This is a genomic window from Schlesneria sphaerica (assembly GCF_044336245.1).
Taxonomy (GTDB): domain Bacteria; phylum Planctomycetota; class Planctomycetia; order Planctomycetales; family Planctomycetaceae; genus Schlesneria; species Schlesneria sphaerica.
In genome coordinates, this window is sequence record NZ_CP172346.1 from 3442375 (window position 1) to 3457641 (window position 15267).

At 57.5% G+C, this 15267-nt stretch carries 6 protein-coding genes; 3 read left to right on the plus strand and 3 right to left on the minus strand.

Annotated elements, in window-relative coordinates:
* Nucleotides 1-896 precede the first annotated feature (896 nt).
* On the plus strand, nt 897-2147 hold the full coding sequence (locus ACGY09_RS12545; protein ID WP_373649907.1) for a DEAD/DEAH box helicase: 1251 nt from the start codon (nt 897-899) through the stop codon (nt 2145-2147).
* 295 nt (nt 2148-2442) lie between these two features.
* Here the strand turns inward: ACGY09_RS12545 and ACGY09_RS12550 are convergent, their stop codons facing one another.
* Both ACGY09_RS12550 and acnA read right to left on the minus strand, forming a co-directional pair.
* On the minus strand, nt 2443-3288 hold the full coding sequence (locus ACGY09_RS12550; RefSeq protein ID WP_397571765.1) for a phytanoyl-CoA dioxygenase family protein: 846 nt from the start codon (nt 3286-3288) through the stop codon (nt 2443-2445).
* 254 nt (nt 3289-3542) lie between these two features.
* Complete coding sequence (acnA, locus tag ACGY09_RS12555; protein ID WP_373649905.1) at nt 3543-6209, minus strand: aconitate hydratase AcnA; 2667 nt, start codon at nt 6207-6209, stop codon at nt 3543-3545.
* An 820-nt stretch (nt 6210-7029) separates the two neighbouring features.
* Here acnA and ACGY09_RS12560 point away from each other — a divergent pair.
* Nucleotides 7030-10077, plus strand: coding sequence for a vitamin B12-dependent ribonucleotide reductase (locus ACGY09_RS12560; RefSeq protein WP_397571873.1), 3048 nt, complete (start codon nt 7030-7032; stop codon nt 10075-10077).
* Nucleotides 10078-10522: 445 nt separating this feature from the next.
* Entirely contained in the window at nt 10523-12682 is a 2160-nt protein-coding gene (locus tag ACGY09_RS12565) for a hypothetical protein (RefSeq protein ID WP_397571766.1), read from the plus strand.
* Nucleotides 12683-12812: 130 nt separating this feature from the next.
* Here the strand turns inward: ACGY09_RS12565 and ACGY09_RS12570 are convergent, their stop codons facing one another.
* Nucleotides 12813-15119, minus strand: coding sequence for a hypothetical protein (locus ACGY09_RS12570; RefSeq protein ID WP_397571767.1), 2307 nt, complete (start codon nt 15117-15119; stop codon nt 12813-12815).
* Between the last annotated feature and the right edge of the window lie 148 nt (nt 15120-15267).

Here is a 15267-nt window from a genome sequence, read left to right on the forward strand (position 1 = left end):
AGGTGTCTGTTATTGTCCCGCTCCGCACCCCTTCCTGGAGCACCGTGGAACGAAACACCCGTCTCTCAACTCCTTGAGACCACAGGTGAACGCCCCAGGACCGGCATCAGGAACAGGGGACAGGTCCCGTAACGTGACTCCGCTTCGCATCGCCTGAGCGGTGGGGAGCAGGAGTCAAGAATCGGACTTGCCGGTGGGATTGTGTGAGAAGCGGCATTCGCAAAGGCTGTACCACGCACTTTGAGCCGACCTTACATTTTCTGCATCCGATAGCGGCTCGACAAAAGCCGCTGCGGACCGCGATTCACGCCAGCAACAAAACCCGCACGTTCGCTCCAACCACTCTCCCAGCAGCAGGAAACCGGGACGTCGCTGTCACGCGGCGGTTTTCGTGAGAACCGAGACCTCGGTGCGTCCCCGCAAACACCGTTCGCTGCGGAATACGTCCGCAGGATATCCGGCGCCCGATTCCTTGAAGTTGGCGTTTTCGCAGCCGTTGCCGACAGAGCATCCTCTCCCACTGACCTCGGAATGGGAGGGGGGACACGGCATTCGGGGAATCTCAATGAATGGCATTGAGTCGATCAGGATGCGCCACAAGCGTTCACGTGGCAGGGGGATCAGAGCGTCACAGAAGTCGACTTTGCCTGCTCGAACCGACACTCAGCTCCGGTAATGCCGTTACAGCGCGCAAGACGATTGACCGGAGTCTCACCGCGTCTTACGCTATTAGCACAGAAGTGAAAGTGGCTTTTGGGAAACGGAGCATTTCAGAGCAGTGGAGGGTTGGCCAACCCGGATCCTCTCTGACCCCGTGTTAGCAACCCCGAAGCAGAGAGATTGAATACCAGTGGCACAAGCTGCCCTGGTGGTTGGTTTGGAAAGGAATTGATCGTTTGATCGTCGAAATGGAGAAGGCTCCAATCCGGTTTGAAGATTTGGGACTCAGTCAGGACTCCCTGTTCTCGATTAAGAGAGCAGGTTTCACATTGCCGAGTGCCATTCAGGCCGCATTTATCCCCGTCGCAATTTCCGGTGTTGACTGCATCGGTCAAGCCCGCACCGGCACTGGCAAAACGGCTTCGTTTGTTTTGCCGATTCTTGAACGGATCGATCTCGAAGATCCACGCACCCAGGCACTCGTCCTGACCCCGACTCGTGAACTCAGCCAGCAAGTCGCTGACGAAGTGGAGCGTCTGGCGTACAAGTGCAAAGTCACAACCGCCTGCTGTGTCGGAGGCCGCCCCATCCACCAGCAGATTCGCCGGTTGCAGGATGGTTCCCAGATTGTGATCGGAACCCCGGGGCGGGTCATTGATCTGATGGGTCGTCATATTCTGAAGACGGATGACCTGAGTATCGTCGTGATGGATGAAGCGGACCGGATGCTGGATATCGGCTTCCGTCCTGACATCGAGAAGATTTTGCGACAATGTCCCGAAGAGCGCCAGACGCTGCTTCTGTCTGCGACGCTGCCTCCCCCGGTCGAACGACTGGCTCGCCGCTACATGCGCGAACCAGAACGGATTGACGTATCAGCGACCAACATTTCGCACGGAACGATCGACCAGTATTACATCACCGTCGATCATCACCGAAAGTTCGGCACGCTTGTCCGCCTGCTGCTGCAGGAACGCCCCCAGCAAGCGATCGTTTTCACCAGAACCAAGCGGGGCGCAGAAGAAGTCCATCGGCGTTTTGCAGGCAAGCTGAACAAGATGGCCTTTATTCACGGCGACCTGGCACAAAGCGCTCGTGACCGCGTGATGAAGCAGTTCCGCAAAGGAGAAATCCGCCTGCTGATCGCCACCGACGTGATGGGGCGCGGGATCGACGTGAGCGGGATCTCGCACATTGTTAATTACGATATCCCACAGGATTGTGATGACTACGTCCACCGCGTGGGACGTACGGGCCGGCTTTCCTCCACCGAAGGAAGCGGCGCGGCGATCACCTTCGTCGCGCCCGATGAAGGTCAGCAGTTGACGAACATCGAAATCCGGATTAATCAGCTTCTCAGTGCATACCCACTGACCGGAATTGACCCTGTCGAATCCCGACGTGTGATCAAGCACGTGGATGAAATGCCACCTCCGATCTCACGCTCGCATGAAGTCGATGAAGACGACTTCTGGTCCATCGCCTGAAAGAAGGCCACTCGGAATGAAGTCGACTCTCTCCCGTTAAAGAAGAGAGTCAGCTTCGCGAGTATTCCCATCCGCCGGGACCTGACACTGAGCGGACGATCGTTCGCTCCGACATCGCAGCGGCAATTGACCTTTCACGTCGACGCGAACGCCTCTATCAAAAAAGGGGAAGTTCCTGATCGGAACCTCCCCCACTCTTTTCAGCTCGATCCTGAAATCCTCAGCCGCCCTGTTCTCGCGTTACGACGGGCCCTCGTTTGAGGCCAGTTCGATTCGCCTGTCGAGAAGCGGACGATCACTCGTTTTCAGGACGAGGACGGTTCAGCCAGTGGCCTGTTGGATCCGATCCGCTGACCCAGACACCTTTCTGATTCCAGCCGAGATAGGCATGCACATCCGCGGGAGCGTAACGCAGGGTCAGACCGCACCGACGGCGATCCGAATCGTTTGCCTCTGAGCCATGCAGCAACAGATCGGAGTGCAGCGAGATTTCCCCCGCCTTCAGACAGTCATCGACGAAGTGACCGTACTGCTCCACATTTTCGATCGTCTGATTAAGGACGTTGTGCTCGGCGGGATCACTCGGCCGGAACGTCATTGCGCCGTGATGATGGGACCCGGACACAAACCGCATGCACGCATTCTCAACGTCGGCATCGTCAATCGCCAGCCAGACGGTGACCGCCTTCGAGGGTGTGAGGGGCCAATAGCTCGAGTCCTGATGCCAGGCGACCTTCTTTCCGTCGTGAGGCATTTTACAAAAGAAGTGCGAACCCCAGCCGACGACATTTTCACCCAGCAGGTCGCGCACACAGGCAACGATTTTCGCATTGGTGACAATGTCCCAGACACGGCCATACTTCAAGTGGGCCGAACTGATCGAGTAGCTATCCCCCCCCTCCGCGACAACTTTGGCCAGCAGCGCATCGAAGTACGCGCGAAGACTCTTAATTTCTTCGTCGCTGTAGACACGAATCCCCTTCACGTACCCCTCACGATTGAATTGCTCAATCTGCTCGCTCGTCAAAACCCGGGGCTGGGGATTTGCGACCGGATGAAAACTCAGGTCACGCGGGATTGCGGACAGGTCAGTAGGGTCGAGGACAGCTTTGAATTCAGTCGGCGCGTTAGTCTGAGCCATAAGGACAATTCCTCGAGAAAGTGAACGTTCAGCGATAGACGATCCGTTGCAGGTACATTGAAAATCGCGCCCGACTTGCAGCAGGGACGATCATGACAGTGGAATCATTGGCAGCATACAGTCGCAGTCAACCCATTGAAATGTCGAGGCTCGACCCCCACAAAGACACGATTCCAGAGTTAACATAAAATCACGCACGCTCCAGAACGTGAGTTCCAAAGCGTGCGTGAGGTTGCTTTCGACAAGAGTCGGGATCAGCTCTTGACCAGATCTCGCAAGACCTTGTGCAGGATGCCGCCGTTGCGGTAGTACTCGACTTCCACAGGTGTATCGATGCGGCAGGTGGCGACAAAATGAATCGCCGTTCCGTCAGGCTTCGTGGCCATCACTTCGACGGCCTGCAGTGGCTTCAGGTTGTCATTGAGCTGGATGTCGAACGTTTCCGTTCCGTCCAACCCGAGGAATTCACGGCTTTCGCCGGGTCGGAACTGCAGGGGCAGGACCCCCATACCAACCAGGTTGGATCGGTGGATTCGCTCGAAGCTTGTCGCGATCACCACACGAATTCCCAGCAGGAACGTCCCTTTCGCCGCCCAGTCGCGTGACGAACCGGTGCCGTACTCGGCCCCGGCGAGGACGACCAGAGGGGTACCGGTCTCTTTGTACTTCATCGCGGCGTCATAGACAGACATCTGCTCGCCGGTGGGGAAGTACTTCGAAACGCCCCCTTCGGTCCCTGGACAGAGCAGGTTTCGCAGGCGAATGTTCGCGAAGGTCCCTCGCGTCATCACCCGGTCATTACCACGCCGGGCACCGTAGCTGTTGAAATCGAGTGGTGCGACGCCGTTCGCCTGAAGGAACAGACCTGCTGGCGAGCTGGCCTTGATCGAGCCGGCGGGGCTGATGTGGTCCGTGGTGACCGAATCACCAACGGACAGCAGACAGACCGCTCCGCTGATCCCCTGAATCGGCTGGGGCTCTTTGGGCATGTCGATGAAGAACGGTGGTTCCTGAACGTAGGTGCTCTTGGGATCCCACTTATACAGAGGCCCAGTCGCCCCGGTAATTTTCTGCCATTCAACCGGCCCCAGAGCGACGTGCCCATATTCCGTCGTGAACATCTCAGGCGTGATCGACGACGCGATGGTCGATTCGATTTCCTGTGACGATGGCCAGATGTCTTTCAGATAGACGTCTTGACCATTGGTGTCTTTGCCCAGTGGCTCGGTGGCAAAGTCGATGTCGGTCGTTCCAGCAAGAGCATAGGCCACAACCAGGGGTGGACTGGCGAGGTAGTTCGCCTTCACCTGCGGGTTGATACGTCCTTCGAAGTTACGGTTACCGGACAACACGGCCGAGACAACCAGATCCCCTTCAGTAACGGCCTGTGAAACATTGTCTGGCAGGGGACCACTGTTTCCGATACAGGTCGTACATCCATAGCCCACGGTATTGAAGCCCAGCGCATTGAGCGACTTGTCGAGACCGGATTTTGCCAGGTACTCCGTAACGACACGGCTACCGGGAGCAAGACTGGTTTTGACCCATGGCTTGCTCTTCAATCCCTTCGCCGCTGCATTACGAGCCAGCAGGCCCGCCCCCAGCATGACGGAAGGGTTGCTGGTATTGGTACAGCTGGTGATGGCCGCGATCACCACAGCACCATCGCCAATGGTGGTATCGATTCCTGCCACGGGGACGGGCTTGGCGGGTACGGGGTGACCGAAGCTGGTCGTGAGTTCTTTGTGCCAGGCCGATTTCATATCGGACAGGAGGACACGATCCTGAGGCCGCTTTGGACCGGCCATCGAAGCCACGACGGTCGACAGGTCGAGTTCCAGCGTCGACGAGAACCGCGGCTCGGGCGAGGCGGACGTGCGGAACATTCCCTGAGCCTTGTAGTAGGCTTCGACCAGTTCCACTTCGGCGTCGGTGCGGCCGGTGCGGCGAAGGAATCGCAATGTCTCTTCGTCAACCGGGAAGAAGCCCATCGTCGCTCCGTATTCCGGAGCCATATTGGCGAGTGTAGCCCGGTCAGGCAGCGACATTCCGTCCAGGCCAGGACCGTAGAATTCCACGAACTTGTTAACAACCCCATGCTTTCGCAGCATTTGCGTGACGGTCAGCACCAGGTCGGTCGCAGTGGTCCCTTCAGGCAGCTTGCCACTCAGTTTGAAACCCACAACCTGTGGCATCAGCATGTAGATGGGCTGTCCCAGCATCACGGCTTCGGCTTCGATTCCGCCGACACCCCAGCCGACGATCCCCAGACCGTTGATCATCGTTGTATGGCTGTCTGTACCGACCAGACTGTCAGGGTAGGCCACCCCGTCCTTGGTCAGAACGACTTTCGCCAGGTATTCCAGGTTAACCTGGTGCACAATCCCGGTGGCCGGAGGAACCACGCGGAAATTGCTGAGCCCCTGCTGTGCCCATCGCAGCAACTGATATCGCTCGAGATTTCGCTCGAACTCGAGATCGACGTTCTTCTGCAGCGAATCGCTGTCGCCAAAGTAGTCGACCTGGACCGAGTGATCGATGACCAGATCGCACTGAACAAGAGGATTGATTTTCTTGGGGTCGCCTCCCATGCGGATCATGGCATCGCGCAAGGCAGCCATATCGACCACCGCGGGAACACCGGTGAAGTCCTGCAGAACGACACGGCCGACCATAAAGGGGACTTCCACCGGCTGTGGATTGCCGGCATCCCAGTTGGCGACTTGCGAAACATGGTCTGCAGTGACCACAAACCCGTCGACGTTACGCAAACAGGCTTCCAGCAAGACTCGCATGGAGAATGGAAGGGTTTCGATCTGTCCGAAACCCTTCGCAGCCAACTGGGGCAGCGAGAAGTACTTGAACTCGCCGCCACTCGTCTTCAGCACCGACTCGACACCAAAGGGATTCGTCCCCGCCATATCTGATTTCCTTGCCCGTAAATCCAAGAAAGTGCTTTCGAGAGCAAAACTCACGCGGCTGATCGCCGCGATTCAATATTCAATTGGGGGTCCTGTTTCTTCTGCGGCAAAGCCGCAAAAACCCCTGAATTTTCAAGATTTGTTCACCCCGAAGATCGTATCACGCGGCGAAAACGTTGGAAAGCAACGGTTAGATCAGTAATACCCGAAAACTCCCTTCTCTCCCGGAATCAATCACTTCCGTCCGCTCCGTGAGCCTCGATGACCGGGCCCAATTCTGCTTTGATGATGTCACTCCCCCGCACGACGGGGGAAACATCGAGTGAACGAAAACCTGTTTTCGGCTTTGCTCGACCTCTTTCCCAAGCCTGATTGCGCGCGATCATTGAACAGCCCGTTTTGGCGACACGACGCGCGCCCGCACTGAACCGAATTGGAGATCGGCACAACGTGTCGAAATTTAAATCGGATTCGCGATCGGGCCGACAATTTCCCGTTTTTTCGTCAGAAAATAACCCAATGATGAATTTCGACTTAGGCGGCCTGTCGGGGGCTGTCAATAGCGATTCCGAATCCAGACTATTGACTTTCCGACCCCCGATTTTTATTGTGGCCCTGCCGCGTCTGCACCCATATGTAGCGTGAAATTCACTTCTGAACCGCTACTGGTTGTGCCGCCCGCAGGTGATGCAAGCACCTTCGTTTTCGAGTTCCTCAACGTCTTTCTGTATGCCTTCTGCCGGGCTGTGGCAGTTATTTATCTCCCAGGATTTCATAAGGAGTGTGCATGATGCACCAGTTGAATTCGTCCGGCCCTGCAATGGCCGCTCCGACTGTTCCCAACGGTGCCTCTTTTCCGGGACGTCCCCTCCCAGAAATTCGGGCGATGTCAGTTCAGCCTCGGTTTTGTCCTCCCGATACCGATCCGTTTTCCACTGTGGAGTGGGATTACAGAACGGCAGCGATTAAGGACGAAAACGGCAAGGTCTTGTTCGAGCAGACCAATTGCGAAATCCCCGCATCCTGGTCACCGCTCGCCACCAATGTGGTCGTCTCGAAGTACTTCTACGGTGAGCACGGCACGCCCGAGCGTGAAACCAGTGTGAAGCAAGTTATCCACCGCGTGGCACGCACGATCGCCGACTGGGGGATCAGCGGTGGTTATTTCGCCAGTCGTGAAGATGGCGAGAACTTCTATCGCGAACTCGCCTGGCTCTGCCTGCACCAGTACGGTTCGTTCAATTCACCCGTCTGGTTCAATGTCGGACTCTTCCACCAGTACGGCGTGAAGGGAGCCAGGGGGAACTACCACTTCAACCCGGCTACGCAAGTGGTTGAGCGGCCAGCGACGTCGTACGAACTGCCTCAGGCTTCCGCCTGCTTCATCCAGGCTGTCGACGACAACATGGAAGACATCATGCGGCTGGCAACCAGCGAAGCGATGCTCTTCAAATTCGGTTCGGGAACAGGGACCGACCTTTCGACCATTCGCAGCTCGAAAGAAAAGCTCTCTGGCGGCGGGACTCCTTCCGGCCCGCTTTCATTCATGCGAGTGTATGACCAGATCGCCGCTGTCGTGAAGTCGGGCGGTAAGACCCGGCGGGCTGCCAAGATGCAGTCACTCAAGGACTGGCACCCCGACATTCTGGACTTTATCCAGTGCAAGAAGCGGGAAGAGAAGAAGGCTCGCGTCCTGATCGATAGCGGTGAGTACGACGCCAACTTCAACGGCGAAGCCTACTCGTCGATCATGTTTCAGAACGCCAATCTTTCTGTTCGCCTCAGCGACGAGTTCATGCGATCCGTCGAAGAAGGAAAGAAGTGGAAGACGCGCTGGGTCACCGACCAGACACAGTTCGGCCCCGAGTATGACGCCAAGTACATTCTACGGCAGATGGCCGAAGGGGCCTGGTCGTGCGGGGATCCGGGCGTCCAGTACGATACGACGATCAACAAGTGGCATACCTGCCCGAACTCTGGTCGTATCAATGCATCGAACCCCTGTTCAGAATACATGTTTCTGGACGACACGGCCTGTAACCTGTCGAGTCTTAACCTCCGCAAGTTCCAGCGACCCGAAGGGGAGTTCGACGTCGAACGGTTCCGCGCCGCCGCGTCGATCTTCATCACGGCCCAGGAAATTCTCGTCGATCACGCGAGCTACCCGACACCGGCCATCGCCAAAAACAGCCACCTCTACCGACCACTCGGTCTGGGCTACGCCAACCTGGGCAGCCTGCTGATGTCGATGGGGATTGCCTACGACAGCGATGCAGGTCGCGGAATCGCAGGAGCCCTCACTGCGTTGCTGACCGGCCAGGGATACCTGACTTCCAGCCGTATCGCTGGCTATCTTGGTCCCTTCGCAGGCTACAAAGAGAACGCCGAACCGATGTTGCGGGTCATGCGGATGCACCGTGATTCGGTCGACCGCATCGACTCGTCCTGCCCTGAATACCTGCGGAACGCCGCCGGTAAAGTCTGGGACGAATGCGTTGATTCAGGTCGTCAGTTCGGTTACCGAAACGCTCAGGCGACAGTGCTCGCACCGACCGGTACCATCGCTTTCATGATGGACTGCGATACCACGGGGATCGAACCCGATATCGCACTGGTCAAGTACAAGCAACTGGCGGGGGGCGGCATGATGAAGATCGTCAACCGCACTGTTCCGCTCGCCCTGAAGACGCTCGGCTACGACAGCCTTGAGATCGATCGGATCATTAAGCACATAGAAGAGTCCGAAACGATCGAAGGTGCGGCGGATCTGAAGCCCGAGCACGTCAATGTCTTCGACTGTGCCTTTAAGGCCAACAACGGAACCCGAACGATCCACTGGAAGGCACACATCACCATGATGGCCGCCGCCCAGCCGTTCCTGTCAGGTGCGATCTCCAAAACGGTGAACATGCCTGCGGACAGTACCGTCGAGGACATCGAGAAGGCCTACTTCGAAGGCTGGCGACTCGGCCTGAAGGCTCTGGCCATCTATCGCGATGGCTCAAAGCAAAGCCAGCCATTGTCGACGACCAAAGAAGGGGATCGCAAGAAGGGGGGATCCAACGGCGATCGCCCTGCACGACGACGCCTTCCCGCGACGCGACATTCCCTGACTCACAAGTTCAGCGTGGGTGGGCACGAAGGATACATTACGGTAGGGCTGTTCGAGGACGGCACTCCGGGCGAACTGTTCATCAGCATGGCCAAAGAGGGAAGCACGATCGGCGGACTCATGGACGTCATCGGAACCGAAACCTCGATGGGTCTGCAGTACGGGGTTCCGCTCGAGGTGCTGGTCGAAAAGTTCTCTCACTCGCGGTTTGAACCAAGCGGCTGGACACCCAACCCGGACATTCCCAACGCCAAGAGTGTGGTCGACTACATCTTCCGGTGGCTGGGCATCCAGTTCCTGCCTGGCTTCCGGGAGGCCAACGTCCCGAAACGGGCTGAATCCAATGGGCTCGACGATGGTGAGGAGACCTCGGAAAGTCATCGTTCGGCCGAAGTTGCTGTAAGCAAGGCACAGCCTGCAACTTCGGCCACGGCGACAAAAGGTCAGGTGAATGGAAACCATTCCACCCGACCCCAGACCGGGTCGAACTCAAATGGCCAGACCAATGGCCATGTCGCGAATGGTCACGCCAGTGGCAATGGCAAGACGCCAACAGCCGTGCTGCAGAGAATGGCATCACCTGTGGTGATCGCTCCTGCTGCAGCATCCAGTGGAGAATCCGTATCGAATCGCAATCAGCAATTTGCAAAATTCCAGTCGGATGCCCCCAGTTGCAGTAACTGTGGTGCCATCACGGTGCGAAATGGAAATTGCTATCTCTGCCATAACTGTGGAACCAGCCACGGATGCAGTTGATGTGGAAGTTGCAAAATCGCGCCCGATCTGCCAAGGTGATTGGACAAGAAGCTGAAACAGGGAGAGCCACTGATCATCTAAAGATGCTCGGCATCTAGCCCCTGAAGTCTTTCCGACCGCGCCGACGGCTGATGGATCGGTACATGACGCGGAACTCGGGACGCCCCGGTCCATTGGATATTGGACCGGGGCGTTTTCGTTTTTGACCGCGTCATTCCGGCTGCCGTTCGCTCCAAACCTGACCCTGCAAGGTTTTCTCACACCTGCCAAGCGGCGGTACATTCCTCTCATCACCTGCTCCAGCGCTTGAGGAATGGAACACCAAATGCATCCTCCTCTGGTTCCCCGATCGGGCCCGTCCAGACCCGGAATGCGGAATCACTCCCCTCGCCAGCCTTCCCTTTCCGGGGATGCCTCAGGAAAATGGACGCCAAGGAGAATCAATATGCAGGCGCAAGCGACTCGTGGAATATGGGAACTCTTGTTCTGGATCTTCACAGGAAGTGGACTCTTCGGACTCCCCCCCGGTGAACGGGATGCCGCCCTGATCAAAGCGGTCCCTCCCCAGACGGTCGCCTACTTCGAATGGGTTGCACGAGGCCCCGGAAAGCCGGGTGCAGCAGGCGTCGACGGATTTGCCGCCGACCCCGAAATCCAGCAGTTCTTCGAGCTTCTCGACACCGCACTCGCCAATCGGGCAGGGACTGCTGAGTTTGTCGAGGGGGACGAATCCGATCTGCTACCGGAAATACGCTCTCTCTCCCCGCAGCTATTAAAGTTAATGACTGCTCATCCGGGCTGCGGTTTTGTGGGACTGGAGCCACCTCCGAACAACCCGAACCTCCCGCTGTTTGTAAGAATGCTCTCAGGCGTCCATGCGGGGGTCATTCTGAGCAGCGGGGACGACACCGAACAACTCTGGCAATCCCTCAATCAACTCTTGAGTACGCTGCCCGATTTTCAGTTCGATCCTAATTCCGCCACTCAAACCATCCCCATACCCATTCCCGGCTATACGCTGCTGGCGCATCGTGAGGGTTCGCATGTTCTGCTTGCCCTGGGAGACGGGACTCTTCCCCGCATTCTCGATGGCCTGGCGGGTCGGCAGCCAGGTCTCGACACGAACCCCCGCTTCCAGAAGTCGCTCGCACGTGTCACCGTCCCCCGCCTTGCAACGGTCGGCTGGGTCGATGGGGCCGGAATCCTCAATGGTGTCATCACCGCCCTCGGCCCCGTCGGCACGTTAATGCGTCCACTTTTGAATATGACCGGAGTCGATGCCCTGGATCACATCGTCCAGACAACGGGCGTCGATCAGGACACGATGGTCCAGCGAACGTTCATCGCAACAGGTGGGCGTACCGATGGAATCATGGTTCTGACAGCAGGCGAGGCCTTGAAGCCTCACCACTTCGCTCATGTCCCGGGCGATGCGGATCTGGTTCTGGCAACAAGCCTCAATCTGACTCGGGTTTTCCAGGAGTCGCGCCAAATTCTGTCGCGAGTTCAGCCGATCTCGGTGCGCGTGTTCGATGAAGCGGTGAAACAACTCGAATCAGAACTGCAACTCAGGATTGTCGAAGACGTCCTTCCCGCCTTTGGCGATACAATCGTCGCGTTTGACTCACCCGCCGCCGGAGGAATGATCGCCACCAGTCTGGTTGTCAGTCTGGAGGTCAAGAATCCCCAAAAGGCTGCCGTGGTCTTCGATCGGCTGATGAATCTCATTGAGCAATCTCTCGTATCGGACCACCCGGAGTATGACTACGGTACGACGGTCACGCTGCGTCAACAGACGTTCCTGGGCCAGACACTCTACTTCGTCAACACCGCCAACGGGGGATTTCGCGGCCGCGTATCGATCACGCCGACGTTCTGCCTGCTCGATCGACACCTGCTGTTCGCCGTCCATCCTCAGGCCATGAAGGCTCATTTGCGTCACACACAATCGAAGCGGCCCGGGTTCGATCAGGAAATAGGTCGCAAGATCAATCTGCAGGCTGGCGAAACTCTCTCGTATGGTTATCTCAATGGCCCCCGTGCCAGCAGCACAATGAGTTCCCTATTGCCCTACCTGGGTGACGTGCTGCTCAGGCGACTTGAGATAGAGGGGGTCGTACTGGATGCATTCTCGCTTCCCTCCGCAGCAGCGATTGCACCCTATTTCGGTGATTCTACAGCGGTGATTACACGGCAACCGGATGGCCTGATGTTTGAATCGCACAATGCCCCCCCGGTGCAGGTTGGCTTGGCCCTGGTATCGGCGTACCGGTCATGGCACGCTCAAGAATTTGAAGTGCTGGGAGAACTACGGCGACGTGCCGCCGGTGCCGATGGAGCTGTGCTGGGACCCGCAGAGGGTGAGGTGGTTCCCGCCGCAGCGGAGAAGAAGGTTGACGAAAAAGCCGCCAACAAACCTGCAGGTCGAGGATTGGGACCCATTTTCCTCAGAGCTCTCATCCCCGAAGGTCTTCAGCAGGCGATACCGCAGGATGCCCTGCGGGCTCTCGAAGAGGGCCCCACCCCTGAAATGATCCAGCGCCGCGAAGAAGCCCGACGAATGCGTGAAGAACGCCGGCAACGCCGTCAGCGGCCCGGCCCGTGACAATCGTGTTACTGACCGCGTCCTCCTTGCTTCCAGATGTGGTGATGCATTCGCGTCTGGGGGCACGTCTTCAGATGTAGGCTCACACCAACGTGCCGGGTGCACGCCCGCAGAAGACTTTCCGTAAACGCTACTCCGGCAGAACAGCAAAGACTTGTGCCGAGTTTTCCTCTTCAGCTCGGCCCGTTTTGAACAAGTTGGGTCCCAACAGTCCTTGTTTCTGGAGTTCTGCAAACAGTTCCGGCTGAATGAATTCGGAGTAACCGTAACTTCCGGGCGCTCGATACCGCTGAATTTCGGCCCAGTTCACATCGATATGGGTGATCCCACGCCGGTGAAATTCACTTCGAATTTCCTCAATCGGACGAAGCGAGCCGTTGGTGTCCCCCGGGGCCTTGCAGATCTCTTCAAACACAGAACGATCGAACACCGTGTTGTAGACGTAGGGAAAACGAGCATGAAACAATGCCGCCTCGCCCACGCAGAGCACCTTCGTTTTGGCAGGCAGTTGACCTGATTCATACATCTCGTTCAGCCACTGAATGCGTGGTGCGATGGCAATCAGCTCGGCCCCCCTCAGGTCGCGACGGCCAGCATTGAATCCCCCCACGTACAGCATGATCTGCACGTTGTAGAGGATCGATGCGACGACAACGCCGGTCGACACCAGTGGCCAGACAAAGGACCACGCTCCCTTTTTCGCGTGCTCCCCGGCAAGGAATGGCCAGGTTATTCCTATCCCCGCAAGCAAGGCGACGACCGAAAACATAGGGACATAGAAGCGATCGATATGATGTGTCAGTAGCCACCAAGTCGCAAACTGCCAGGCGACATATAACCACAGAACGATGACGATGTCGCTCCCCTGACGCGGGTCAGCAGCATCTATCGGGGCTCGATCGCGTCTCCTTCTGAGCCACCAGATCGATAAGGGTGCCAGCCCGAACATCAGTGGGCTGTGCCAGTCATTGTTGGCCATCACGTCAGACAACTTGACCGGCAGATCAGACAGCCGTTCGCTCCAACTGGTGTAGGTCTTTGCTGCGTGTCCCTGTCGCCACTTCTGGTCGAGTTCCTCATCACGGTCTTTGCCACCGAAGACGCGATACGCCAGCGGATAAACGGGATTCCCTGTTGCGACTGCGTTCTTCAATAACCAGGGACCGACGGTGACTGCCACCCCGGCACCGAACAACATCAGCGCCAGCACGACCTGAGGGAAATGCCTGCCTCCCTGGGATGAAGGGATCCCGGGTCGCGAGAGGAAGATCCACAGCATCAGCAGCGACAAAGGAATCACGACCGACGTGAGACCGGTGTACTTACACGCCATGGCGCTTCCCGCCAACGCGCCGCACAAGAGAAGAAGGCCGCGGGGCACAGACTTTCTGTCATTTCCGGAGGCCGCCCATTCCTCCCCGACTCGCAACCCCGCAAAGAGAGCCGCGAAGAGGTAGCAAGCGAGCCCCCCTTCAGCGTAGGCGATAATCGAGATCCGGTAGGTCCAGGGCGAAGTCAGATACACCAGCGCGGCGATAGAGCCTGCCTGCGAACTGAACCACCTCCGACCCGCGGCGTAGAGCCCCAGCGCCGTCAGCGGTGCGAAGCCCGCTAACACGGCCTGGCCTGCGAGTGCCCCCCAGCGCCAGTCGCCACAAACGACCATTCCATCCAGGATGAGCATCTCGGTCAGGAAGGGAAAATTCGTGTAGATGTTGTGCGGCAGCCGTGAAATACTTCCCTGCAGAAACCACTCTTTTGGTCCACCCAGGTGATACTCCACGACGTCAAAATCGGTTTGAGGGGTCATCGCCCCCAGCAGTTGAACGAAGACAAACGGAATGAGTAACAAGACCACGATGCGACATGTCCAACAGACGCCTGCAGCCCCAGTCTCCCTCTTCCGAGCCAATGCCTCGGAAGCAGCAGCAACGGTGGTCACTGAAAAGCGACGGTGGACCACAACAGCAATGGCGATGCTGATCAGCAGCAGAGCCCCGAAGGGTCCCTGAGATAAACCACCCGCCAGCCCCAGTAACAGGGTCACAAGCGACAGCAGGGACAACCCCGATGAGCAAGCAAAGAAGAGCTGTTCTGCACCCCGCAGCGGCAGTTTCATCCATCGAAGGGCGAGTGATCCCAACCCCCACGCACTACCCCAGATCAGAATCGCGGCAAGCAGGTAAGGGCCTCGCTGCAACAGGTTCCACCAACTCCACGGTGCGGCCCCCGGTTCTAAAGGGGGATCGACCAGATCCAACAATTCAAACGGAATTCCGCCCCAAACCATGGATCGCTGAAGAGCGGGATTGTTGGGAAACCCAAACGTCTGAAACCAGGCAAAGAACCCGAGCAGCCACACCAGCGACACGACCAGCCAAACGGGGTACCTCCCCACATTACGATCGCCCAAACCTGCTCGGATCGGATGAGACATTGATGAGGCCACAGAGGTAATGTTCCAGTTTCAGCGACGAAAATAAGGACGTCCTGACCTCAACGATCCGCTCAAAAACGGAGTCAGCGACCGCCTGGCCATGTCCATTTACGCCCTGCCAGAGACTACCGCAATCAGATACGTTGAT

What these genes read in the sequence shown, in the direction of transcription:
- ACGY09_RS12550 (WP_397571765.1), bottom strand. Translation starts at nt 3,288, where the DNA reads ATGGCTCAGACTAACGCGCCGACTGAATTCAAAGCTGTCCTCGACCCT.
- acnA (WP_373649905.1), bottom strand. Translation starts at nt 6,209, where the DNA reads ATGGCGGGGACGAATCCCTTTGGTGTCGAGTCGGTGCTGAAGACGAGT.
- ACGY09_RS12560 (WP_397571873.1), top strand. Translation starts at nt 7,030, where the DNA reads ATGGCCGCTCCGACTGTTCCCAACGGTGCCTCTTTTCCGGGACGTCCC.
- ACGY09_RS12565 (WP_397571766.1), top strand. Translation starts at nt 10,523, where the DNA reads ATGCAGGCGCAAGCGACTCGTGGAATATGGGAACTCTTGTTCTGGATC.
- ACGY09_RS12570 (WP_397571767.1), bottom strand. Translation starts at nt 15,119, where the DNA reads ATGTCTCATCCGATCCGAGCAGGTTTGGGCGATCGTAATGTGGGGAGG.